The following is a 25,245-nucleotide window of genomic DNA, read 5'->3' as shown; positions in this document are numbered from 1 at the left end:
GGGGTGAGAAGATTGGAAGAAAGTAAAAAACATAGTTGGAAAGACTTTTTCGGTCTCGTATTAAAATCTAAATTGCCATGGGGCTTATATTTACTGACGTTTATTGCCATGCTCTTAACTTCAACAGTTTCCTTAGGTTCTCCACTTGTACTAAGAGAAATAATGAGCGGTAATATTTTTGATAAGAAAATTGTTATGTTGTTTATCGGTTTATCCATCGCAGTTGCATTATTTGTGAGCATCTCTGGGTTTATTCGTGTATATGCTGTAGCGCAAACAAATAGAAATATACAAAATACAATATGGTCAAAGTTTATTCGAGTGCCTTTACCTTTCTTTAATAAAAACTCATCATTATTGTTAATTAGTCGGTTAACCCATGACCCAACTCATATAAGCGGTGCGGTCAATTCGCTCTTGGGCGTTCTCAATTCAACGTTTGCTCTTGTTGGTGCGATAGCGATTATGTGGAGCATGGATACAAAGCTGACGCTCGTCTTATTGCCCGTTATTCCGTACATATTAATTGTTTCTTTTGTTGTCGGTCATTTTACACAAAGGGCTCAAGAAGGTGTACAAAAAGAGTATTCTGGTATGACCGCATTCTTTGCCGAAAGATTGCCTAAAATACGGTTGGTAAAATCATTTGGTAAAGAGAAAACAGAAGTTGAGCAAGGTGAAATCGTTATTGAGAAGCAATATAAAGCAGATTTTTCTAGAGCATTTGTAGATTTATATGCGGAACCATTGCTACAAAGTGTTCAAGCATTGATCACAGGACTAATCTTGATTTACGGTGGTTATTTAACCGCGAAGGGTGAACTTGGAATTGGATCTCTGGTCGCATTTTATTTATACAGCAACGGAATTCAAAACAACGTCATCAGTTATGGAACGTTTTGGCAAAAACTTAAAGAGGCAAAAGGCGCCTCACATAAGATTTCTGAAATTATCGATGCGGATAGCGAATTGCCGACGCGTGAAAAGTCATTTAAGGACGTATTTGAAAAATCGTCTGGCGATATAAAACTTGAAAATGTGTCTTTCCGCTATGAAGATCGAAACGTATTAACCAATCTCAATTTCACAATACCTGAAGGCAAGGTAACTGCGCTTGTCGGACCTAGTGGAAGTGGTAAAACGACAATCCTTTCATTAATTGAGCGTTTTTATAAGCCGAATGTCGGACAGATTATTTTTGGAGATACACCTGCTGAGAAAATTCACCTTGATGAATGGCGGAATTCATTTTCCTACGTGTCCCAAGGCAGTCCTTTATTATCAGGAACAATTCGTGAAAATATTGTTTACGGATCTGATCCGCTTACAAGTGATGAGGATGTAATGGCTGCGGCGGAAAAAGCGAATGCTTCGGCATTTATCACTGAGTTTCCTGATGGTCTCGATACTGAAGTTGGAGAAATGGGTTCTAAACTTTCGGGCGGTCAGCGGCAGAGAATCGCAATCGCTAGGGCAATCTTGAAAAATCCTAAATATCTATTATTAGATGAAGCGACATCAAGCTTAGATGCAGAGACATCTAGCAATGTACAAAAAGGATTAAATCAATTAATGACAGGTAGAACAACAATTGTTGTTGCCCATAATTTATCGACAATCCGAAAAGCCGATCTCATCGCTGTTATTGACGATGGGAAAGTAAATGGTATTGGCACACATGAACAGTTAGTTGAAAGCAATGATTTGTACCGTGATTTGGTTGATATTCAATTTGCGAAAGAGCAAAAGCTATCATGGTAAAGGAGGAAAACAAATGAATGCAATAATAGATAAGAAAATTGAAATCGATGGTCTGAACCTTCATATCGTGCCCAGCAAAAAGTATAAAACAATTACAATTGTCGCGAAATTTAAAGCACCATTGAACCGTGAAACAATTACGAAAAGAGTTTTGTTGCCTTATATTTTACGACAGGGTACAAAGAGTTATCCAACAAGGGCTGATTTGCAATTTAAATTGGATGATCTTTACGGTGCATCATTGTCACTTGACGGTTCTAAGGTTGGGGATCATCATGTCATCAGCGTTCGTATGGAAATTGCGAATCAAAAGTACATTAACGATGAGTCCTCGATTATCGAAAATGCAATTGCGTTATTAAATGAAGTGGTATTTAATCCGAATACGGAAAACAATGCATTTAAAGCATCTGTTGTCGAGCGAGAGAAAAAAGCATTGCAACAACAAATCAGTTCAATCATCGATGATAAAGATAGTTTTGCACAAATGCGTTTGGTAGATGAAATGTGCGCAGGTGAACCATATCAGATTCATGCGCATGGTTATGAAGAGGACTTGGCTGAAATTACACCTGAGACTTTATATGATTATCATCTGTCATTAATATGTGAAGATGAATTAGATATTTATATTTTAGGTGATTTTGATGAAGAAAAAATTACGAATACAGTTGAAAAAATTATCAACCGAAATAAGCCTGAAGTTCAATCCCCGACTACTAGCTGCCCGGATAAAAAACCAGGTAAGCTTAAAGAGATAATTGAGGAGCAAGATCTACAACAATCGAAATTGCACCTAGGTTATCGAACGGGTATCACATACAAAGACGACGAATTCGCTTCTTTGTTAATTTTTAACAGCTTATTCGGCGGATATCCTGGCTCGAAGTTATTTATTAACGTACGAGAAAAGCATAGTTTGGCTTATTACGTCGGATCTGGATTTGATAGTTATAATGGTCTTTTATTCGTTTCAAGCGGTATCGCTTCAACGGATTATGAAAAAACAAGGAGCATTATTGACGACCAAGTTCAAGCGATGCAAGATGGAGACTTTACAGATTTAGAAGTGGAAGAAATCAAAAGCTTAACTGCGAGCCAATTCTTAGAAGCTATGGATCATGCGCAAGGTTTAATCGAATTATTGTATCAAAACCAATTAGGTGGAAGAACTGTAGGACTTGAGCAATTGCTTTTGGAGATTCAAAAGGTCACTAAAGAAGACGTCGTCCAAATGGCAAATGAAGTAGTTGCGGACACGGTTTATTTCTTAACAGGCAAGGAGAAATCAGAATGAAAAAATTAGCATACACTACGATTGATGAAACGATATATACGGAGAAACTTGAAAATGGCTTAACTGTGTTTTTATTGCCAAGACAAGAAATGTCTAAAGTTTACAGTTTCTTTACTACGGACTACGGATCTCTTGACCATACATTTACGCCAATTGGCAAGAGCGAAAAAGTGACTGTACCAGAAGGGGTCGCGCATTTTTTAGAACATAAACTATTCGAAAAAGAAGACCGTGATGTGTTCGAAGACTTTGGGAAGCAAGGTGCATCTGCGAATGCGTATACATCATCAACGGAAACAGCTTATTTATTCACAGCAACAAATAATATCGAACAAAACCTGAAAACTTTGCTCGATTTTGTCCAACAGCCGTATTTCACAGAGGAAACAGTTGAACGGGAAAAAGGTATTATTGTTCAAGAATTGCAAATGTATTTGGATCAAGCCGATAGATGTTTAACTATGGGTTGTGTGCAAGCAATGTTTAAAAATCATCCCGTTCGAAATGAAGTGCTTGGAACTGAGGAATCAATCAATGCCATAACGAAGGATGATTTATACACAAGTTACAATACATTTTATCATCCGGATAATATGATTTTATTCATTGCAGGTAATTTTGAAGTCGAGGCAATCATGACTTTAATTAAAGAGAACCAAGCGAGTAAAACATTTGAAAAGCCGTCAGAAATTCATCGTTTTATGCCTGAAGAGCCAAAAGAAGTCGCCCTAAAAGAAACGACAATCGATATGCCTGTTTCAGCATCTAAATGTAACGTTGGACTCAAGGAATATGTGAGCAAGCTAGACAAAAAGGAGCTTCAATCAAGACTTCTGTTACAGTCCATGGTATTGGAATATTACTTTGGCGGAAGCGGCGAGTTTTACAAGGAGCTGTACGATACAGGTTTAATCGACCGCACATACTTTATAGAAACTGCAGTAGAAGCGGATCATGGGTACAGTATAATTGGAAGCAACACGGAAGATCCTGAGGCATTCGCAGTTAAAGTGAAAGAATTATTGCTGTCTACGAACAATCTAGAGATTTCAGCGGAGTCCTTTGACCGCATGAAGAAAAAGAGAATCGGACAACTACTTCGTGCGATGAATTCCTTGGAGTATATCGCCAGTGAATATGTGCGATACGAACGTCTCGGACTTGATTTCTTTGAACTTATCCCAACTATCCAAGAAATGCCGTTGGATGAGCTGAATGCATTCGTGAAGAATTGGGTGACAGAAGATCAGATGTCTGTTTCGAAGATGTTTGCTTCATAAAATTTCACCATTCTTACAAAAAAAGGACCTGAAAAGGTCCTTTTTCAAGTTAGGTCGAAAATAAGTATGTTACAAGTGGAGTAAAATCATTTCTAGAAAAAAGGAGAACGTATCATGCACAATATCTATCAGCTAGCGTCAATAAAGGAAGAAATAGATGTAATCGTTCACTTAACAGAAGAGCCGGTTGTCTTGCAAAAACGAATGGCGGAAATGAGCGGAATCCATTTCACTATGGAAGACTCAGAGAAAGTAGAAGCGGCAGTAAACTTACAGCAACAGCAAGTCATTAACGAAATGGACGCAAGAAATATTCAATATAAAAAAATACTTACGTATAGAACAGTGCTGAATGCCATTTCTATTATCATTAAATCAAAAGATTTAGATCGAATCCTTTCTATAAAAAATGTACGCTTTATTGAACCTAATTTGGAGGCCAAGGCAATGGGAATGACTTCAGCACATAGCGAAGCTTCTTTTGATTCAGAAGTTGATCCCATCTATTCGGAGATAAAGGCTCTTTGGGCCGAAGGTATTGATGGAAAGGGCGTAAAGGTAGCAGTGCTTGATTCAGGGATTGATAAAAATCACCCCGATTTAAAAGACGCATATAAGGGTGGGAAAAACTTTGTCGATCAGTCAAACCCTGAGGAATATAGCCGTCCAAGGGATGACAATGATCCTTCGGAAACATCCCCTGACGAACGTCCAAAAGAAACACCTGAAAAGTATCCGACAACTGGCGCTCCTTTCGAAACCTATCATGGAACCCATATTGCCGGTATTATCGCCGGTAAAAATGGGAACGGTGTCAAAGGCGTAGCTCCCAAAATTGACCTGTATGCTTACCGCGTACTAGGTGCCTATACTGGTGGAAACACATCCACCATCATAAAAGGCATTGAAGAAGCAGTTGTCCAAAAGATGGATGTCATTAATCTTTCGTTGAGCGATGACAGTGACTTAGAAAGTCATGCATTGTCCATTGCTATTAACAACGCAGTCCTAGCCGGAGTAGTTGCTATAAGCACTGCTGGAAATGCCGGATCGGTTCGGGGATCGGTGCGGGCTCCAGGAACAGCTCGATTAGGTATTTCTGTGGGGAACTCGACTTTATCAGATGAAGTAGATGGCTCAAGCTCGCGTGGACCTTCAAGACCAAATTTTGATATTAAGCCAGATATTGTGGCGCCCGGTACAGAAATCCTTTCCACAATGCCAAGTTATTGTGCAGGAAATCCGGAAACGTCGTATAAGGATGCATACAAAATTGAAACAGGTACATCCCAAGCAGCCCCATATATCGCAGGTGTTGCTGCACTCATTAAGCAAGCCCATCCAGATTGGACACCCTTTGATATTAAAGTGGCCATTTCAAATACTGCTAAAGTACTCGATACGAAAATGCATAATGTATTTGATCAAGGAGCAGGACGAGTTCAGCCATATGCCGCTGTCCATCCTACAATACTCGCTTACACCATAGAGGAAGTAGATATAAATGGTGAGGGAGAAATCGTTGAAAATAGAAAGGGCGCAGTTACTTTCGGAGGCCTAACATTAAATGAAAATGTTTCAATTACAAAACCGATTATCGTGAAAGATATAAAAGGTGACGGTGGCGTTTACGATGTAATAATTCATGTAACGCATCCATTTGCTCATGCAAAGATAACGGTCGATCAGCCTTCATTCACACTAAACGGTGAGTGCTTGCTTCATGTCACGTTAACAGCTTCCAAAAATGAAAACCCAAAATATCGTGATGAAATCTTAGGTTATATTCATATTAGTAATTGTGAACATACAGTTGAAATCTCACTACCGTTCGCAGCAGACTTTAGCAACGGAGCAATTGTTACACCGGCCATTGAAGAATTTAGTATAACGAGGAAAGACGTATCCTTTAACGCAGGTGGATTGGAAGCTAAGGTGAATGTAACGTTATCAATTAATAGTGATTTATCCTACCCGTCCCTTGAAATCATTGACTATTTTACGAAAGCGCCAATTGACAGCTTGTTCTATAATAACGGGCTAAGCTTAGGTAAACGGAAATTTCCAATTCTCCACAAATACACCTCTTGCTGGACTAATGAAGACACGACGCTTGAGGATAGAATCTATACAATCGATTTTGCGGGAATGGCGAAAGTTACATCACTTACAAATAGTATTGGACCCGTTTTTATTAAATCTACAAATCCTAAAGTAACTGGTTCAATCCATTCTTCAAACATTTCAGGACAAATAACAGATCAATACATTGATTTTAATAATGCTTTGACAGAAATCGGCGATGGATTTGATTTGAATGAAAAACTACACGCTTCGTATATTGTAACTAGTGACGGAAAACCAGGTATTCGAGTACCTTTCTTGCTGCATCAAGACGGTACATATTCAGTCAAACTAGATTCATATCAGGCTGGAAAGGATTTCGTTACAGTATCTATTACAGATGCCGCAGGAAATACTGGTGAAAAATTGTTGCATTATGCTACAGGAGAACAAGGAATTAATAAGTAATGACAGTTTATTTACTGCGTAGGTTGCAGAAGGACTAGACGATTTAATTAAACAAAAACTATGCGCTCACCAGTTTCTACAGTCATCCCGTATGTACCTTGTAGTGAGTAAAAGTGTCTTTATCATCTAAAGTGAAGCTTAAAATTATTTTAGATCCCATTAACCATTTTTTACATTAAGTGTATATTGGAATGGGAAATCTCCGATAGTGGAGAAAATACCTATCCACTAAATAACTTTGCTTCAGACTGTACCTCAGCAATTGACATTATGCTGTGAAAATATAAGTTATTTTATAAGAGTAAAGTAAAATAAGACTTATATGTGAATTTTATAGAGCAATATTCTTTGTGTTTACACGAACCTAAGTACGTAAATCGCGAAAACCTTCAAATATATGTTAAGATTAGGAGTGTTCAGATTCTTTGTAAACCTGAACGTTTTTCAATGAAAAGATTTATTCCTCTCTACAGAGTCAATTTCATAATTACCTTAACTTGCTACAACGAACAACATATTGTTCGAGAACGTTCTAACTCGACTATATGTTGTGGTGGTGTAGCAATAAAACACTATTATGAAATTGATTGACATGGTACTTCTATATAAAAGATTTATTATTTGCCAAAGTACGTGGTAATAATTTTATTCAATACTAATTATATGGGGGCTATACTATTTACACAATTGGATTTGTAATAAGTCATAAGAACAATGAAAAAAGAAGAGCGTTACTTCCCAAGGACATACCGCAAATTAAATGCGTTGAAAAGTTATTTTTTGAAGAGGGTTATGGAATCGATTTAGGTTGTTCTGATGAAGAATATAAAGCCCTTGGCGCCAATGTTGTTTCTAGAAGTCGTGTATTGGAATGTGATGCAATCGTCGATGTTAAACTAGGCGACGCTGATTATTTTGATCAGTTGACTCCTGGCAAACTGTTGATTGGTTGGGCACATGCAGTTCAAGATATTAAATTTACAGATGCTGTTTTAGCTGGAAATCATACAGTTATTGCTTGGGAAGAAATGTTTGAAGGTGGAAGATATATCTTCTATCGCAATAGAGAAATCGCCGGAGAAGCTGCTATTCTTCAAGCTTACCAATATTGTGGCAAGATGCCGTATGATACCAAGGTTGCAATTCTGGGGAATGGTCATACTACAAAAGGTGCTTTAAGAATTCTCCATGGATTAGGAGCAGATGTTGACGTCTACGGCAGGAAATTGGAGTCTTTATTCATAAAAAATATGAATAATTATGATGTACTCGTAAACTGTGTGATGTGGGATACAAGTAGAACAGATCGAATCATCTATAAAGAAGATTTAAAAAACCTTAAAAAAGGTGCCATGATTATTGACGTGAGTTGCGATCCTAATTTAGAAATTGAGACATCACATCCTACAAGCATTGATGATCCAGTTTATACAGTAGACGGAATTATTCATTATGCTGTGGATAATACGCCTGCAATGTTTCCGCATACAGTTACAAAAGTGTTAAGTGAAGGGTTCTCAGGAATGGTAGATATGCTTTCTGGTGGCGATTGGTCAGATATGGTTCGGCAAGCAATTGTCATAGAAAAAGGTCATATTCTTGATGAAAATATTGTGGAATTTAGAGAAACTAGGGGTTTGTTAGTTAAATAAAATTAACTATTAAGCAGAATATATAGAAGACCAGAGAATCCGCAAGGGACTCCCTGGTCTTTTTTGTGTGCCTAGCATGAGATACTAATTAAGTGTTTATTTGTCATTACAAAAGAAAGTACTCTTTACTGGTTGTGCATTAAGGAAACTAGTGAAAATAAATAATTGATTTAATGAGTGTGAATCTATTAAGATATTATTAACTAAAAATGCTTAAACGCAATTGTAAGAAGGGGTCGAAACCATTACGGGTTCGTACCCCTTCTCACTTGTTTGAAGTTTATAAAAAAATTAATAAGTAATCCAACTTAATCCCGTAGTTCCTTCACCCGCATGTACGCCCACGCAAACACTAAGTGAAACAACTTGTACTTTTAAAGTTGGAAAATCTTGCAACAGTTCATTCTTCCATATTTCTGCGTCAAGGACATTATTGCAATGAACAACAGCAACTTCTGGCACAGTACCTTTATCCATATCCGCAAGAAGTAAAGAAGTCACTTTGTTTTTTGCTCGCTTATTTGAACGGACTTTTTCTTTCACAACAGTTTTACCATTCTCAAAATTAATGACTACTTTAATGTTCAGCAAATTACTTAAGAATGTTTGTGTTCCAGAAACGCGTCCACTTTTATGTAATTGGTTTAGACTAGCAGGAATAAAACACAATTTCGATTTAGTTGTTGTTTCATTAATGGTTGCAATAACTTCTTCTACGCCTTTCCCTTTTGCCAACAGTTCATGGCCGATTTCAATCATTTTAACCATTGGAAATGAACCGATTTTTGAATCAATAGGATAGACTTTGAAGTCTGTCATTTTGGTTGCAGTCTGTGCGCTTTCAAATGTGCCTGAAAGTCCACTTGATAAGTGTAATGCAATCGCACAATCGTATCCTTCTAACTGCAGCTTTTCGTATATAGAAAGCATCTCTCCAATTGCGGGTTGTGAGGTTTTAGGTGAAGCTTTTGATAAGTGCAATTTATCGTAAAACTCACCTTGTGTAATATCGATGGATTCCCTATATGATCCATCGGGAAAACTAACACCAAGGGGTAGGATATGTACATTATATTTTCGGATGAAAGCATCATCCAGTTGCGCAGCTGTATCCGTAATCCAAGCTATTTTCTTCATTAAAAAAATTCTCCTCTAAAAACAAATTTCATATCGGAATCAGCTATCTACTACCGATAACTTACACTACAGATTAATAGTGTACTAGTGACAGTTGTCATATATAGAAGAAGTTTTAAATTTGCTGTCATAATTTGAACATATATAGCTTCTTTCTTATTATCTAAAAGTTTATATTTATACGCAAAGTAGGTATTATAAACATTGATATTTCACTAGGCTACGAGAAGAACAAAAAAAGAAGACACTCTAGTTATGAAGGTGATAATGAATGCATACTAGAGTATGATCGGGAAGAAATTAATTTGACATTATATAAGCCCTAAACTAAAAATCAAATTAAACAGTATTAAAAATTAAGCGTCGTTTATCCTCTAGCTTTTCCTTGTCCATTGGTTCAAGAACAGTATGATTGAAGCGGTTCCAAATATATTCACTCATTTGTAGTACTACTTGTTTTGTTTCCGCGGAATTTGTACTACTGCGTGCGATATACAAGAGTATATCTAGCATAGCGTTCAGCACAATACCATTATCTCTTCCATAAAAACTGACTTGACTAAATGCCGCATAAAAATAATCTTTTGTACTCGGACGAGTAACAATTAAACACATAACATTTTCCTTTGTTACATGCGCAATCTGAGTGCGAGTGATAAAATTCGTTTGCAAGTCAGTAAATTTAACAATTCGTTGTCAGGCCCTTATATAAGTTGAAAGATTTTAGTCCAATGTGAATTTGTAGTAAAAATTTTTAAAGTAAACCATTGAATATATAATGGTTTTTTTATTTGTTAAATTTTAGTAAGTAAATTTATAAAACAGTTATCCAGTTTTTATTTAGCTGGGAATCATATTTTAAAAATATAAAATACTTAAAAGTGTTGGAATATTGCCACATTAATAGTATGATAGTCTTTAAGGCGAATAATGCCTTTACTATGAATAGTACAAAAAAGGGGAGGGCTTTAATTCATGAAATTGAAAAAGTGGTCGTTTTTACTAGCTCTAGTATTGGTAATGAGTTTGTTTTTAGCTGCATGTAGTGGGGATGACAAGGACAAGGACAAGGGTAAAGAAGATGAAGCTGATAAAACAGTGGACCAAGATAAAGAGAAAGATGAAGGCGAAGCAGCAGGACCTTCAGATCAGACACTAACCGTGAACATTAAATCAGAACCACCATCACTAAACCCAGGTTCAGCAACGGATACTACTTCAGGTGCTGTATTGTATCAGACATTTGAAGGTTTAATGCGTATAAACCAAGAAGATGTAATCGAAGAAGCAATGGCAGAAAGTGCTGAAATGTCTGAAGATGGATTGACATATACTTTCAAAATCCGTGAAGATGCAAAATGGTCAAATGGAGATGCTGTAACAGCTAAAGATTTCGAATACGCTTGGAAATGGGTATTAGACCCAGCAAATGTTGACACAGACTATGCCTACCAATTATATATGATTAAAGGTGCTGAAGATGCTAAGGAAAATGGTGGATCACTAGACGATGTAGGTATTATCGTAGAAGATGATCAAACATTAGTAGTAGAGTTGGCACAACCAACTGCTTATTTCCTTGAATTAACAGCATTCTACACATACTTCCCAGTTAACCATCAGGTTACTGCAGGAAATGCAGGTTGGGCAAATGACCTGACTGATGATTACGTAACAAATGGTCCATTCCTTATGTCTGAATGGAAGCATAAAGATAAAGTTGTTCTTACGAAAAACCCAGAGTATTGGGATGCAGAAACAGTAAAATTAGAGACAATTAATATGTTGATGATTGAAGATGAAAACACAGCAAAACAAATGTATGATGCAGGAGAATTAGATTGGCTAGGTCTGCCTACAGATGTAATCCCATTGGCAGCAATTCCAGCATATAAAGAAGAAGGTGTTTTAAATATATCTCCACTTGCAGGCGTCTACTACTACGCATTTAACGTAAAAGAAGAGCCATTTACAAACGTGAATATACGTAAAGCATTTGCTTTAGCAATTAACCGTGAAGGTATTGTTACGAATATCACACAGGCTGAACAACAACCAGCTATGGCATTAGTACCGCCTTCAATTTTCGAAGAGAATTCGAAAGGTTACTTTAAGGATAATGATTTAGAGACAGCAAAAGAGTACCTAGCAAAAGGTTTAGAAGAATTAGGTTTGGATAAATTACCAACTGTTAAGCTTTCTTACAATACAAGTGAAGCACACGCTTCTATTGCACAAGCGGTTCAAGATATGTGGAAAGAAAATCTTGGCGTAGATATTGAGCTTCACAACGAAGAGTGGGCTGTATATCTTGACTCGATGGGTGCAGGAGATTTCCAAATGGGTCGTATGGGTTGGTTAGCTGACTTTAATGACTCAATTAACTTCCTAGAAATCTTTGAAACGATTGGTGGAAATAACTATACCAACTGGGAAAGTGCTGAGTATCAAGATCTTTTGAAACAATCACGCGCAGAAACTGACCCAGATGCACGGAATGCTTTATTACGTCAAGCTGAAGAAATCTTCATGGAAGAGTTACCAATTGCACCAGTTTACTTCTACACAAACGTGTGGACGAATAAAGAATATGTTAAAGATGTTGAAGTATCACCTCTAGGGCAAGTTCAGTACAAGTGGGGCTATATCGACGGAAAGTAATAAAGTCTAGTAGACTTTTATAGAGAATCATAGGAGGTGATTTATTCTCACCTCCTATTTTTTGTCTAAATAGATAAGAAAGAAAGAGCAATTAGACTTCTTAGGATTACGGAGGTGTTATCGTTTGACTAGATATTTGCTTAAACGAATTGGCTACATTTTACTATCACTCTTTTTTATTATAACAATTACGTTTGCTTTGATGAAATTAGCTCCTGGGGGACCATTTACTTCCGAAAGAAAAACTTCTCCTGCAATTGAAGAGCAAATGAAAGAAGCTTATGGACTCAATGATCCGATTCACGAACAGTATTTCAAGTATCTTATAAATGCTGTTAAACTAGATTTTGGACCATCATTTAAGTATGAAGGTCAAGAAGTTATGGATATTATAAAGAGAAGTTTTCCATACTCACTGATTTTAGGATTTGAGGCAATCTTCATAGCTTTAGGATTGGGTGTATTATTCGGTGTGATAGCCGCCATAAGGCATAATCGCATGGGTGATTATACTGTGATGGTTATTGCAATACTTGGTATTTCAGTACCAAGTTTTATCATGGCAACCATTCTTCAATATGTATTTTCAATTAAATTGGGAGTGCTCCCAATTGCTAGATTTGAAACTTTTGCTCATACGATATTACCAGCATTTGCTTTAGCAACAACCCCACTTGCTTTTATCGCGAGACTTATGCGTTCTAGTATGTTAGATGTTTTAAGTGCAGATTACATTAAAACAGCGAAGTCAAAAGGATTAAGTGAGCAAGTTGTTATCTATAAACATGCATTAAGGAATGCGATATTACCGGTAGTTTCATATTTAGGGCCATTAGTTGCAGGTATATTAACAGGAAGTTTTATTATAGAAAAGATATTTGCTATACCCGGTTTAGGAAATGAGTTTGTAGTGAGTATTACAAACCGCGACTATACCGTTATTATGGGAACTACAGTATTCTTTAGTATGATTTTACTCGTTTCCATACTGATAGTGGATCTTATTTACGGTTTAATTGATCCACGAATCAAAGTAACCGGAAAGGGGGCCAATCATTAATGTCACAAATCCAACTTAAGAATTCAGATTTCGAAAGATTGGAAGTAAATTATGCAGAAGCAGAAAAAATAGTAGGTGAAAGCACATCGTTTTGGAAGGATGCTTGGCGTCGTTTTAAGAAAAACAAACTGGCCCTTTTCGGAGTTGGTGTTATTATCCTGTTAGCAATTATGGCCCTAATTGGTGAGCCGATCTCAGGACATACTTATGATAAAACGAATTTAATGAATGCAAATAAAGCGCCCTCAGGCGTCCATTGGTTTGGTACAGATAACCTAGGGAGAGACGTATTCGCAAGAACTTGGTATGGTGCGAAAATCTCTTTATTTATTGGACTAATGGCTTCTTTAATTGATTTAATTATAGGTGTTATTTGGGGTGCACTAGCAGGTTTCTTTGGGGGAAAAGTTGATGAATACCTTATGCGTATTGCTGATATTTTGTACGGTGTCCCTTATTTACTTGTTGTTATTTTATTAATGGTCATCATGCCGAAAGGATTATGGACCATGATACTTGCCATGACAATAACCGGGTGGATTAGTATGGCCAGAATTGTGCGTGGCCAGGTTATGCAATTGAGATCGTCGGAGTATGTACTCGCATCTAGCTCCCTCGGGGCTAGTAACACGAGGCTACTCGTAAGGCATCTCATACCTAATACACTTGGCCCAATTCTCGTAACATTAACATTAACGATTCCAACTGCAATATTTACGGAGGCATTTTTGAGCTATCTTGGTTTAGGTGTACCTGCACCACGGGCTAGTTGGGGTACGATGTCAAATGATGCTTTATCCTCCTTTCAATATTATCCATATCAACTCTTTTTTCCAGCATTCTTCATCTGCTTGACGATTCTTGCATTTAATGTCATTGGTGATGGGTTAAGAGATGCAGTGGATCCGAAAGATCGTAAATAATGGGGGGACTATAAATGAAAAAAATACTTGAAGTAAAGGATCTTTCCATCTCATTTGAAACATACGGAAACGACGTACAGGCGGTCCGTGGTGTTTCTTTCGACTTACATGAAAAAGAAACGCTAGCAATTGTCGGTGAATCTGGATCTGGAAAAAGTGTAACCGCTTATTCTGTAATGCGTTTGATTCCAATGCCACCAGGTAAATATGCTGGGGGAACGATTTTATTCGAAGGTGAAGATTTAACACAGAAATCAGAAAAGCAAATGCAAAATATCCGCGGTAAAGATATAAGTATGATTTTCCAGGACCCTATGACATCTATTAATCCGACGATGAGAATCGGAGCACAGATTGCTGAAGGTCTTATCAAGCACCAGAAACTATCTAAAAAACAAGCACATATGCGTGGCATCGAACTGCTGAAACTGGTAGGGATTCCAAACCCTGAAACTCGAATTAAGCAGTATCCGCATCAATACTCGGGAGGAATGCGACAAAGAGCAATGATAGCAATTGCTCTAGCCTGTAATCCTAAAATACTTATTGCTGATGAACCAACAACTGCCTTGGACGTAACAATTCAGGCTCAAATACTTGAACTCATGCGTGATGTACAAGACAAAACTGGTACTGCAATTATTCTGATTACCCATGATTTAGGAGTTGTGGCGAATGCTGCAGACCGGGTAGCGGTAATGTACGGTGGCAAAATTGTTGAGACAGGCAATGTCGATGAAATATTTTATAACCCAAAACACCCTTATACATGGGGATTACTTGGTTCAATGCCGAAGTTGGATAGTAAAGGTAAGGAGTTACAAGCGATTCCAGGATCGCCGCCAGACCTAGCTGATCCACCTAGAGGCTGCCCTTTTGTGACAAGATGTCCATATGCCATGAAAGTTTGTGAAGCTCACATGCCTTGGTACACACAATTGTCAGAGACGCAAAAAACAGCTTGTTGGTTATTAGATGAACGTTCGCCGAAAGTGGAAATACCTGACTCGGCAGTTGTTGGAGGTGTGAGAACACATGGATAAAGGCCGAGAAAAGTTATTAGAGATTAAACAGTTGAAAAAGCATTTTAATATTGAACGTGGTAGTGTTTTGAAAGCAGTTGATGGAATCACATTTGACATTTATAAAGGGGAAACTTTCGGCTTAGTCGGAGAGTCAGGTTGTGGAAAGTCTACTGCCGGGCGTGCGATTATGCGTCTTTATGAGGCAACCGAGGGAGAAGTAATATTTAAGGGTGAGGATGTACATGCGAAAAAATCGAAAAAAGAATTAGTAAAGTTTAATCGAAGTATGCAAATGATTTTCCAGGATCCTTACGCCTCCTTAAACCCTAGAATGACGATAAAAGATATCGTTGCAGAAGGTCTTGATATACACAAATTGGTGAAAACGAAAGCAGAACGAACAGCGCGAGTCAATGAATTATTGGAAACGGTTGGTTTGAATAGTGAACATGGAAACAGGTATCCGCACGAATTCAGTGGCGGTCAGCGTCAGCGAATTGGAATAGCTCGTGCATTAGCCGTAGACCCAGAATTTATTGTAGCAGATGAACCGATTTCTGCGCTAGACGTTTCTATTCAAGCTCAAGTAGTCAACTTGTTAGGGAAATTACAGAAAGAAAGGGGATTAACCTATTTATTTATCGCTCATGATTTATCGATGGTAAAACATATTAGTGATCGTGTAGGCGTTATGTATTTAGGAAATATGGCCGAAATAGCAACAAGTGATGATTTATATGAAGATCCTATGCACCCTTATACACAAGCATTGTTGAGTGCGATACCGATATCAGATCCTGAAGTTGAACGGAGTCGTGAAAGAATTCTCATTGAAGGTGATTTACCGAGTCCGATCAACCCGCCTAGCGGCTGTCGATTCAGAACGAGATGCCCATTCGTAATGGATGTTTGCAGTAAAGTAGAACCCGAACTTAAAGAGTATAAGAAAGAACATTGGGTAGCTTGCCATCTTTATGATGAAGAACATAATGAAGAATATATAGTAAGACAAAAATAGAGAAACAAGGCCCGCTATATTGCAATGGGCCTTGTTTTTTATTGTTGTAAGCGCATGAATACTCTATAATAAAGGGATTACTGCGTTTAATGTCGAATAAAGAGTTTAGGTAGGTTTTAATTTTTAAGTAAAGTTAGGTCAGATTAACTTCCTATAATAGAACTTCCTACAGTTGAAAAGTTTACCTTTTAAAAAATAATTAGCGAAATTACCGGAGTATATTCCCACATACGAAAGCTAAAGTATGATTTACATAAATAGTAGATTCAAAAAAAATTTACATTAAGCTAGATAGATGAAGTAAGAATATGGGGTGTGAAGATTGAAAGAACAAACAAGGTACCTTAGACTTGCGAATATAACTAAATTAATTAATACAAAGCTTGATTTAAGAGAAGTGTTGAATCAGGTTACAACAGCCATATCGGAGGAAATCGTTCAATGTGATTCGGTCGGGATTTATTTGCCTCAGGAAGATGGATTATTTAGAGGTTTCGTCGGTAAACCCGAAATTATTAATGGTATGACAATTGATATGCATGTTATTGATACTGATTACGATTTATTAGCAAAGCAAGTAATCGAAACACAAAAAACGATATATATACCGGATACATCAAAGGATAATCGGCCGGATCAAAGGGCGGTGGAGGGTTTTCAAATAAAGTCTCTTTTGGTACTCCCTATCTCCGGTGACAATGAATTATTCGGACTTGTTTTTTTATTTGATTATGGCATACCGATGAATTTAACGAAGATGGAAATTCAATCTGTCCAGTCATATGTTAATATGGCTGCAGTTGCAATTCAAAATGCCAAACATTTAACGAATAAAGAGGCTCTTATTAAGGAGAAGCAATTATTACTTGATGTAGCGCGTGACTTATCATTGTGTTCTTCAATGCAAGAGGCAATTAATAAGTGTTTTCTTTATATCGCGAAAGTATTAAATAATAATAATATAGGCTTACATTTACTTGATCCTGTGGCAAAGATGAGAATTAAGCCAACAACATTAAGTAAAAATAGTGACTGGACTGAAGAAGAATGGATAAAAAGTCACGATGAAATAAAGTTCGATGAGGAAAATGATATAGTATTTAAAGAAGTAATCAAATATAAAAAAGCGATGCACATTCCAGATGTTTTTGCAGATGAAAGAGTTAATCATGATGTTTGTCGTAACTTCGGTATTCAGTCTATGTTTATTCTTCCTATTGTTTCAATGGGGAAAGTTTTGGGGCTTATCGTTGTTGTGGATCTTCATGAAAAGGGTCTTAATTATTCAAAAGTTAATCAACAGTTAGCACAATCTATTATTGATACGACTGCCTCTACTTTATCAAACTTATTAAATATGGAAAAACAAGATTTAATTATCGAGGAAAGAACGTCGGAAATAACAGAAAAGAATAAAGAACTTGAAAGTACAATGAAAGAATTACAGCGACTTGGTCGAGAAAAGGAACTAATTCTCAACTCAGCGGGAGAAGGAATATTTGGTTTAGATTTAAATGGCGTGATTACGTTCTGCAACCCAGCTGCAGAATCCATGCTAGGTTATAAAATAAAGAACGAGCTAATCGGAAAGCCTGAAAGTATCATTTTCAATAGAAACAATAAGAAAAAAGGCGAGGTTAACTTTTTTAGACAAGACCAATCTAGTTTTCCAGTTGAATACGTAATATCATTCATTAAAGAAGGAGATATTATTGTCGGGGATGTCGTGACTTTTAAAGATATCTCGGAAAGGAAAAAGATGGAAGGGGAAATTAGATATCATGCCTATTACGATAGTTTAACAAATTTACCTAATAGAGTTCTATTGAAAGATCGGCTTGAACAAGGGGTGAGTTATGCTAAAATTCATGAGGGGAAATTGGCAGTTCTGTTCATGGATTTAGATCGTTTTAAATCAGTTAATGATTTGTTGGGGCACAGCTATGGGGATTTACTGTTGGCAGATGTAGCAAAGCGAATTAGTTCTTGTATACCGAAAGGTGCAACTGCATCTCGGCAAGGTGGAGATGAGTTCATCATATATTTACCGTTTATTAAGTGTGAGATAGAGGTTGAAGAGACCGTTAATAATATAATTGAACAATTTAACAAACCTTTTAACTTAAAGGGAAATGAAATACACATTCATAGTAGTATTGGTATTAGTTTATTCCCGCAAGATGGCGATACTGCAGAATCATTAATTAAAAATGCCGATATTGCGATGTATCAGTCGAAAACAGTATCGGGTAATACCTATAACTTTTATAAAGTTGGAATGGATACTAGAACATTTGAAAATGTTAAATTTGAAAATGCTCTATATAAGGCATTAGATCGTGACGAACTTGAAATCTATTACCAACCTCAAATTGACTATGAAATAAAAACTATAGTTGGTGTTGAAGCATTACTAAGATGGAATCATCCGACAGAAGGATTGATTTCACCAGATAAATTTATTCCTATAGCAGAAGAGACGGGCTTAATCGTTCCTATTGGGGAGTGGGTTCTTAAAAGTGCGTGCGAACAAATAAAAAAATGGCAGGAACAAGGACATGCGTTAATTAGCGTGTCAGTAAATTTATCAGTTCGTCAGTTTGAACAAAATAATTTATTCCAAATCGTAAAGAACATTCTAGAAAGCGTAGGGGTGTCCCCTGAATTTTTATGTCTAGAAATTACCGAAAATCAAATCATAAAAAATACAGAATTAACGATACAAACGATGGAGCAATTAAAGGGATTAGGAATAAAAATAGCCATTGATGATTTTGGAACAGGCTATTCCTCTTTAGGATATCTGAAAAACCTACCAATCAATATATTGAAAATAGATAAATCTTTTATTCAAGAATTAGAGAGTGATGACGATAATTCGGCAATTGCAAGTACGATTATTACTTTGGCGAATAACCTGCATCTTGATGTGATTGCTGAAGGCGTAGAGACAAAAGAACAAGCGAAATTCCTAGCTTTAAGGGAATGTTTCTTAATGCAAGGCTATTACTTTGATGCACCAATGAAGGCTGAAAAATTTGAAGAAAAATATCTGATTAATTTGGAGGAGTTTTCATGAAAGCAGTTCGTGCGGTATTAGATTATTTAAAAGTTAGTGGCGTAAAGCATGTTTTTGGTATCCCAGCAGGTTCAGTAAATGCTTTTTTTGATGAACTGTATGACATGCCTGAAATAACACCAATCGTTACAAAGCATGAAGGTGCAGCATCTTATATGGCAGTTGCTTACGCTAAATATACTGACAACATGAGTGTATGTATAGCTTGCAGTGGGCCGGGTGGAACAAATCTTATTACAGGTGCCGCAAATGCAATGCGAGAACATATTCCTGTTTTATTTTTAACAGGTGCAGTTCCGGTCAACACTGTCGGTTTAAATGCCTCCCAGGAATTAGATGCTGAATCAATTTTTAAATCAGTGACAAAGTATAGTGTAACAGTTACAGATTCAAAGGATTTACTCAAAGAAGTGATAAAGGCAACTGAAATAGCTATGACTGGTGTACCTGGTCCGGTTCACATTGCTATGCCGATTGATGTCCAACTCGATAAAATTGAGCGTCTTGAAATACCTGGACCTACGAAAAGAACACCAATTGTTCCAAATATAGATACAATAAAAATTGTTGCTAAAGAGCTAGTAAATAAGCGGAGTGGTTATGTTTTTGTTGGTCAGGGAGTAAGAAACTCAGTAGAGCAATTACTAGAGTTAGCTGAGATGCTAGACTGGCCAATTATTACAACGCCTCAAGCTAAGGGGTATATTCAAGATTCACACCCTCTTCTAGCTGGTGTATTCGGCTTTGCAGGTCATGAAGAGGCCTCTAGATTAATAAATGAGGGCGATGGCGAAGCGTTACTAGTTGTGGGTTCAAGTTTAGGAGAGACAGCAACGAATAATTGGAATTTAAATCTTACTAAAGACCGTTATACCGTTCAACTAGACTATGATCAATCGGTTTTTAATCGAAAGTATGAGATTAATGTACCTGTTTTAGGTGATATTAATTTAAGTTTAGAAGTATTGATAAAGGAATTAAAAGAGCTGGGCATATCGAGAAAAAGTACTTCATTTGTAAAGCATAAGAAAGATCCAGAGAGTATTGAAGATTACAACACTAAAAATGTATTGATGCGTTTACAAAAATATGCACCTCATGGAACTAGGTATACAGTAGATATTGGCGAGTTTATGGCATATGTTATTCATCATATGAATGTGCTAGATTCTGATTCATTTGATATTAATGTGCATTTTGGTGCAATGGGAAGTGGGATAGGGTCAGCAATTGGCTCAAAACTAGCGGAACCTGAACGACCGGTGATATGTCTTACCGGTGATGGTTGTTTTTTCATGCATGGAATGGAAATATTAACAGCGAAAGAAAATAAGTTGCCGATTATATTTGTTGTAATGAATAATGCGCGTTTGGGGATGGTCTATCATGGACACTCGTTACAGTATAAACGCTCTCATCCAGCATTTGAACAGGAACCGGTAAACATTGCAGCAATGGCCTCGGCAATGAACATACCGAGCAGAAGAATTGAAGCAATGGAAGACCTGACTCAAGATGTTATTAACGATCTAATTAATTTAAAGGGTCCATCTATTTTAGAAATATCTTTAATAGATAATACGACACCACCTATGGGCGACCGCGTGAAGTTTTTATCATCTTTTGGAAAATGAAATAGAAAAAATCCTAGAAGGCAGGTTAGTAACCTATCTTCTAGGATTTTTTCATTATTATTATAAATGATTGTATAATTTGTTCGTGACTTCAATAATTGCGCCTATTGTTTGCCCCTTAAATGCATTGGAAACAGATTGACCTGAGGGATTCAAAAAATAAAAATTCCCGATTTCTTCATTATAGGCAAATCCAATCTTTGTTAAAGAATGTTGCAATTCAATAGGAAGATTTTCTAATCCAGTTTGCTTTTTGAAATAGCTTGTTGTATAAATTTTTACATCTACATCTCTGGTTCCTGTATGAATAACAAATAAATCCTTTTCGTTTTTAACAAGCCATTGCTCTTTTGAAAATAATGAAATTCTTGATTTTCCTAGTGAAGCAATGCCAACTAAATTCATACCAAAAAAGTGATTTATCATCAATCGAACTTCAGCACTCGTAACTTTATTGTTATGATGATCTAGATACAAATCTAAGATGATTTTTGACGGAGGAATACTAGGCGAGTCAATATCCGTAGATGTTGGAACTTCAAATGTACCTAGTTTTTCTTTAGTCAAAACAGGAACCGGCTCTAAACTGAATTTGAAAGCTTGTTTAACAGCCTCATATATCACTGAGCTAGTTATTCCATTCTTGTGCCAATCAATGTACAGGTCCATTATTTCTATCCTAGTCATCTTATTAATATAGTTATTTAATTCTAATTCTGATAGATCCTCTTTTATTCGGTGCGTACTTTTTATAATTTGCCTAGTCTGTTTGGAATAGGTCATTGGTAAAGTGTCTATCATACAAAAACCTCCTTATAAAATAAAAACCAAGCAATCTAAACACGTCTTCGCTTACTTACACAATAATCATACAATACTAAGTGGTTAAATGTAACACTATTGTAAAATAAAGGATGAGTATCCGCGGATGCTTCAACTAGTAGTTCTCCGTCTAGCTATTTGTTTATTTATCAAACGGTAACTACTTACATTGCTGACAGAGACTTTTTTCATTGAGCACATCCTTTTAAGATATGCATAAATCAACGTTTTTCGGTTTATAAGAAAATATAAATTGATGATCATTCCAAAGTGTGAATTAATATGTACCAGAAAGAGGGTGTTCTAAATGACGAACAAAAGTGGAAAATCAATCAAAAAGCGATCAAGTTTAGCCCTTAATGTTTTGAAAAACGTTGTTGATTACACTAAAATTGAATTTGAAACACAGAGCTAAATTTCTTAAAAACAAATATAATGGTTAGGATTATTAATCAATATAAATTAAGGGAGAGTAATATGGGAGCATTAATAAATAGAAAGATTACTTTAATAAAAAGACCAGAAAAGGAACCTAATGCTAGTCATTTCAAAATGGTTGAAACAGCCGTGCCAGAACTTAAAGATGAGGAATTTTTAATCCAAAGCTTATACCTATCTGTTGATCCTGGAATGAGAGAGATGATGAAGGATCAAAAATCGTATACGCCGGCATTTCAATTAAATGAAGCGTTAACGGGAAGATCCATCGGGCGAGTCATTAAATCCAATAACTTGAACTTTGTACCAGGTGATATTGTATATGAAAGACTAGGGTGGCAAGATTATTCAGTTTCTGATGGAAAAAAACGGAAAAAGTTGATCCAAATATAGCGCCAATTTCGACTTATCTCGGTGTACTTGGAGTTCCTGGATTGTGTGCGTATTATGGTTTGTTTGAAATAGGTTTGCCGCGACCAGGTGAAACTGTTGTTGTTTCAGGGGCTGCCGGAGCCGTTGGGATGATTGCGGGACAAATTGCGAAACTTCTAGGATGTCACGTAGTTGGAATCGCTGGGTCAGATCATAAAACCAAGTATTTAATTAATGAACTGGGCTTTGATGTAGCTATTAATTATAAAACAACAATAGATATTAAAGCCGATTTACAAAAAGCATGCCCAAATGGTATTGATGTGTACTTCGACAATGTTGGTGGAGATATTACAGATGCCGTTTTAACTTTAATTAATTATCAAGCTCGTATTGTGATATGTGGGCAGACTTCCCAATACAACTTAGAAAAACCTGATTATGGTCCAAGAAACCTTAATTTACTTATAACAAACAGTGCCATGATGAAGGGGTTTGTCGTGTACGATTACGCAGATAAAAACGAAGAAACTATTTTAAAATTAGCGCATTGGATTAGGACAGGCGAGCTTAAATATAAAGAAAACATTGTTGATGGGCTTGAAAACGCGCCTCAAGCTTTCGCAGATCTTTTCCAAAGTAAAAGTTTTGGAAAACAGTTAGTGAAGATATGGGAATAACATGATAACAATCGCTTTAGCTTGAAGTTCATTTTAAATGGGTATAATGTTTAGTATGTTGATTTCGACAAGTAATTAAATAAAAAGGAGATAACTAAATTGAGTAAACCATTATTAGTAATTGTTGGGGCAGGCCCTGGGGTAAGTGCAGGTATTTCAAGAAAATTCGGTAGTGAAGGATTTAAAGTGATTCTTCTTGCAAGAAGACAGGAATCATTAGACTCACAAATTTCTGAACTTCAGAAGAAAAACATAGAAGCCTATGGAATAACTGCTGATGTCCTAGTGTCAGACGCATTAACAGCAGCATTTGATCAAATAAAATTAGAGTACGGCACGCCCGACGTTTTGATTTATAATGCAGGTTCTAATACTGTTAATACCCCTTCAGATTTAAGTGTAAAAGATTTATTAAAAGACTTTAATGTGAATGTAGCAGGTGCTTTATTAAGCTCCCAACAAGTTATTCCAGAAATGATTGAGCGGAAAAAAGGGACGATTATATTCACAGGTGGTATGCTCGCATTGAATCCTGTTAACTCAAGGGCTTCTGCTTCAATAAGTAAAGCAGGATTACGAAATTTAGCATTTACCTTTGCAGATGAACTATTACCACATGGTATTACGGTAGGTACTGTTACTATAGGAGGCGTAGTAAAACCAGATACTTTTTTTGATCCAGATCTAATTGCTGAAGCTTATTGGGAAATCTTTGTGAAGAAAGATAAAAAAGAAATTATATTTAAACAATAATAATATGAATGGTTGCCAAAACCTCTCATAGTATTCGATTAATTCATTAAGGATGCTTTAAAAGTAAGTTAACGCCCACCTATTTTCGATAGGTCGGCGTTAACTTATTTTTATTTGTAATAATTTTTCAGAAACTATATTCATAAAAGAGAATGTATGGGTATTTTTAGGGGAATTGTATAAATATTCGATTGTAATCTCATAATAATAGAGATGGGTTTTTATAGTACTAAGAAATTAGTATTTAAATGAAGATAGATGTGCAATCAAAAATAGTAAATAGAGGAGGATAAAAATGACTGAAGATTATCAGGAAGACGATAAGCAAAAGAAAAATGATAAAACATATGACCCTAGTCGTAGAAAATTTTTGAAAAATACAGGATTGGTAGCTGGTGGAGTCGTAGGAGGTTCATTTCTAGGCGGATTACTAACAAACAACTTCATGACTAAAAATGAAACGGGTACCCAGTCGGGAACGGAAAATACGGTAGACTTTTCAGAAGCGTTACAGTTTTTTACGCGTCATGAAGATTTTGCGGTGCTACAGGCGGCAACTGAGCAAATTTATCCGAAAGATGAGAATGGTCCAGGTGCAATTGAATTAGGAGTTCCCTATTTTATTGACAAGCAGTTAGCGGGTCAATGGGGGGTAAATGCTAGAGACTACCGGCTAGGTCCATTCGTGCCAAAGACTAAACCAAGCGAAAGAGCTGAGGAAAAGCGGGGCGAACAATCGATTTTGGATCGGGGTAGTATTTTTCTACTTGGCATTAGGGTAATGAATGATGAAAGTATGAAACGATTTAATACTAGTTTTGATAAAGCTACTGAAGAGCAACAAATTGAAGTTCTGCAGGATTTACAAGATGGGAAGATTAAAATGAATGGTTTATTATCATCCGAATTCTTCTTCTTGCTTCAAAGAACTACAATAGAAGGTGCGTATTCAGACCCACTATATGGTGGTAATAGAAATATGGCTGGTTGGAAAATGAAAGAATTTCCTGGAGCGCAGGCCTCATATGCAAATGTAATTGAGAGTGAAGATTTTGTGAAAATGGATCCAGTTAGTTTGAAAAACTATCAGGGACATTAATCATAAGTTCATTAGGAGGAAA

The 25,245-nt window shown here is 36.5% G+C and carries 17 protein-coding genes and 1 pseudogene; 15 read left to right on the top strand and 3 right to left on the bottom strand.

Annotation, left to right across the window (positions count from 1 at the left end; all coding sequences use genetic code 11):
• The first annotated feature begins 12 nt into the window (after nucleotides 1-12).
• From AC3RV6_RS16220 to AC3RV6_RS16200, 5 genes are all read left to right on the top strand, one after another.
• A complete protein-coding gene (locus AC3RV6_RS16220) occupies nucleotides 13-1,761 on the top strand; it encodes an ABC transporter ATP-binding protein (RefSeq protein ID WP_489747002.1) in 1,749 nt (582 codons plus the stop codon).
• 13 nt (nucleotides 1,762-1,774) lie between these two features.
• On the top strand, nucleotides 1,775-3,058 hold the full coding sequence (yfmF, locus tag AC3RV6_RS16215; RefSeq protein WP_489747001.1) for an EF-P 5-aminopentanol modification-associated protein YfmF: 1,284 nt from the start codon (nucleotides 1,775-1,777) through the stop codon (nucleotides 3,056-3,058).
• Nucleotides 3,055-4,338 (top strand): EF-P 5-aminopentanol modification-associated protein YfmH, encoded by a 1,284-nt coding sequence (gene yfmH / locus AC3RV6_RS16210; RefSeq protein ID WP_489747000.1) that lies wholly within the window; start codon nucleotides 3,055-3,057, stop codon nucleotides 4,336-4,338. The genes yfmF and yfmH overlap by 4 nt, the downstream gene beginning before the upstream one ends.
• Before the next feature lie 114 nt (nucleotides 4,339-4,452).
• Nucleotides 4,453-6,870, top strand: a complete 2,418-nt coding sequence (locus tag AC3RV6_RS16205; protein WP_489746999.1) for a S8 family peptidase — start codon at nucleotides 4,453-4,455, stop codon at nucleotides 6,868-6,870.
• 677 nt (nucleotides 6,871-7,547) lie between these two features.
• Nucleotides 7,548-8,522 carry a N(5)-(carboxyethyl)ornithine synthase gene (locus tag AC3RV6_RS16200; RefSeq protein WP_489749290.1) on the top strand — a complete coding sequence of 325 codons (975 nt, stop codon included), beginning with the start codon at nucleotides 7,548-7,550 and terminating at the stop codon, nucleotides 8,520-8,522.
• 291 nt (nucleotides 8,523-8,813) lie between these two features.
• Here AC3RV6_RS16200 and AC3RV6_RS16195 read toward each other — a convergent pair whose 3' ends face one another.
• Nucleotides 8,814-9,659, bottom strand: a complete 846-nt coding sequence (locus AC3RV6_RS16195) for a DegV family protein (RefSeq protein WP_489746998.1) — start codon at nucleotides 9,657-9,659, stop codon at nucleotides 8,814-8,816.
• 339 nt (nucleotides 9,660-9,998) lie between these two features.
• Nucleotides 9,999-10,274: a hypothetical protein gene (locus AC3RV6_RS16190; protein ID WP_489746997.1), complete on the bottom strand. Its 276-nt coding sequence runs from the start codon at nucleotides 10,272-10,274 to the stop codon at nucleotides 9,999-10,001.
• A 360-nt stretch (nucleotides 10,275-10,634) separates the two neighbouring features.
• On the opposite strand from AC3RV6_RS16190, the gene AC3RV6_RS16185 reads away from it, so the two are divergent.
• From AC3RV6_RS16185 to AC3RV6_RS16155, 7 genes are all read left to right on the top strand, one after another.
• Complete coding sequence (locus tag AC3RV6_RS16185; RefSeq protein WP_489746996.1) at nucleotides 10,635-12,320, top strand: peptide ABC transporter substrate-binding protein; 1,686 nt, start codon at nucleotides 10,635-10,637, stop codon at nucleotides 12,318-12,320.
• Between the two features lie 124 nt (nucleotides 12,321-12,444).
• Nucleotides 12,445-13,380, top strand: coding sequence for an ABC transporter permease (locus AC3RV6_RS16180; RefSeq protein WP_489746995.1), 936 nt, complete (start codon nucleotides 12,445-12,447; stop codon nucleotides 13,378-13,380).
• Nucleotides 13,380-14,303, top strand: a complete 924-nt coding sequence (locus AC3RV6_RS16175; protein WP_489746994.1) for an ABC transporter permease — start codon at nucleotides 13,380-13,382, stop codon at nucleotides 14,301-14,303. Before AC3RV6_RS16180 ends, AC3RV6_RS16175 begins: the two co-directional genes overlap by 1 nt.
• Nucleotides 14,304-14,317: 14 nt before the next feature.
• Entirely contained in the window at nucleotides 14,318-15,346 is a 1,029-nt protein-coding gene (locus AC3RV6_RS16170; RefSeq protein WP_489746993.1) for an ABC transporter ATP-binding protein, read from the top strand.
• Nucleotides 15,339-16,346, top strand: a complete 1,008-nt coding sequence (locus AC3RV6_RS16165; protein ID WP_489746992.1) for an ABC transporter ATP-binding protein — start codon at nucleotides 15,339-15,341, stop codon at nucleotides 16,344-16,346. Before AC3RV6_RS16170 ends, AC3RV6_RS16165 begins: the two co-directional genes overlap by 8 nt.
• A 322-nt stretch (nucleotides 16,347-16,668) precedes the next feature.
• Nucleotides 16,669-19,425 carry a bifunctional diguanylate cyclase/phosphodiesterase gene (locus tag AC3RV6_RS16160; RefSeq protein ID WP_489746991.1) on the top strand — a complete coding sequence of 919 codons (2,757 nt, stop codon included), beginning with the start codon at nucleotides 16,669-16,671 and terminating at the stop codon, nucleotides 19,423-19,425.
• Nucleotides 19,422-21,059 (top strand): thiamine pyrophosphate-binding protein, encoded by a 1,638-nt coding sequence (locus tag AC3RV6_RS16155; protein ID WP_489746990.1) that lies wholly within the window; start codon nucleotides 19,422-19,424, stop codon nucleotides 21,057-21,059. Before AC3RV6_RS16160 ends, AC3RV6_RS16155 begins: the two co-directional genes overlap by 4 nt.
• A 60-nt stretch (nucleotides 21,060-21,119) precedes the next feature.
• Here AC3RV6_RS16155 and AC3RV6_RS16150 read toward each other — a convergent pair whose 3' ends face one another.
• A complete protein-coding gene (locus tag AC3RV6_RS16150; RefSeq protein ID WP_489746989.1) occupies nucleotides 21,120-21,860 on the bottom strand; it encodes a hypothetical protein in 741 nt (246 codons plus the stop codon).
• Nucleotides 21,861-22,358: 498 nt separating this feature from the next.
• On the opposite strand from AC3RV6_RS16150, the pseudogene AC3RV6_RS16145 reads away from it, so the two are divergent.
• The 3 genes and pseudogenes from AC3RV6_RS16145 to AC3RV6_RS16135 all read left to right on the top strand — a co-directional run bounded on the left by AC3RV6_RS16145 (nucleotide 22,359) and on the right by AC3RV6_RS16135 (nucleotide 25,223).
• A pseudogene (locus tag AC3RV6_RS16145) lies at nucleotides 22,359-23,371 on the top strand (NADP-dependent oxidoreductase).
• Nucleotides 23,372-23,470: 99 nt separating this feature from the next.
• Nucleotides 23,471-24,124: an SDR family NAD(P)-dependent oxidoreductase gene (locus AC3RV6_RS16140; protein ID WP_489746988.1), complete on the top strand. Its 654-nt coding sequence runs from the start codon at nucleotides 23,471-23,473 to the stop codon at nucleotides 24,122-24,124.
• Between the two features lie 295 nt (nucleotides 24,125-24,419).
• Nucleotides 24,420-25,223 (top strand): gluconate 2-dehydrogenase subunit 3 family protein, encoded by an 804-nt coding sequence (locus AC3RV6_RS16135; protein ID WP_489746987.1) that lies wholly within the window; start codon nucleotides 24,420-24,422, stop codon nucleotides 25,221-25,223.
• The last annotated feature ends 22 nt before the right edge of the window (nucleotides 25,224-25,245 follow it).

It is taken from the genome of Sporosarcina sp. So3-204, from assembly GCF_058068165.1.
This window is presented reverse-complemented; position numbering and strand designations above follow the sequence as displayed.

Excerpts from the sequence above, each read along its gene's own strand:
- yfmF (WP_489747001.1), top strand. The coding sequence starts at position 1,775 with ATGAATGCAATAATAGATAAGAAAATTGAAATCGATGGTCTGAACCTT.
- yfmH (WP_489747000.1), top strand. The coding sequence starts at position 3,055 with ATGAAAAAATTAGCATACACTACGATTGATGAAACGATATATACGGAG.
- AC3RV6_RS16205 (WP_489746999.1), top strand. The coding sequence starts at position 4,453 with ATGCACAATATCTATCAGCTAGCGTCAATAAAGGAAGAAATAGATGTA.
- AC3RV6_RS16195 (WP_489746998.1), bottom strand. The coding sequence starts at position 9,659 with ATGAAGAAAATAGCTTGGATTACGGATACAGCTGCGCAACTGGATGAT.
- AC3RV6_RS16190 (WP_489746997.1), bottom strand. The coding sequence starts at position 10,274 with ATGTGTTTAATTGTTACTCGTCCGAGTACAAAAGATTATTTTTATGCG.
- AC3RV6_RS16185 (WP_489746996.1), top strand. The coding sequence starts at position 10,635 with ATGAAATTGAAAAAGTGGTCGTTTTTACTAGCTCTAGTATTGGTAATG.
- AC3RV6_RS16175 (WP_489746994.1), top strand. The coding sequence starts at position 13,380 with ATGTCACAAATCCAACTTAAGAATTCAGATTTCGAAAGATTGGAAGTA.
- AC3RV6_RS16170 (WP_489746993.1), top strand. The coding sequence starts at position 14,318 with ATGAAAAAAATACTTGAAGTAAAGGATCTTTCCATCTCATTTGAAACA.
- AC3RV6_RS16165 (WP_489746992.1), top strand. The coding sequence starts at position 15,339 with ATGGATAAAGGCCGAGAAAAGTTATTAGAGATTAAACAGTTGAAAAAG.
- AC3RV6_RS16155 (WP_489746990.1), top strand. The coding sequence starts at position 19,422 with ATGAAAGCAGTTCGTGCGGTATTAGATTATTTAAAAGTTAGTGGCGTA.
- AC3RV6_RS16150 (WP_489746989.1), bottom strand. The coding sequence starts at position 21,860 with ATGATAGACACTTTACCAATGACCTATTCCAAACAGACTAGGCAAATT.
- AC3RV6_RS16135 (WP_489746987.1), top strand. The coding sequence starts at position 24,420 with ATGACTGAAGATTATCAGGAAGACGATAAGCAAAAGAAAAATGATAAA.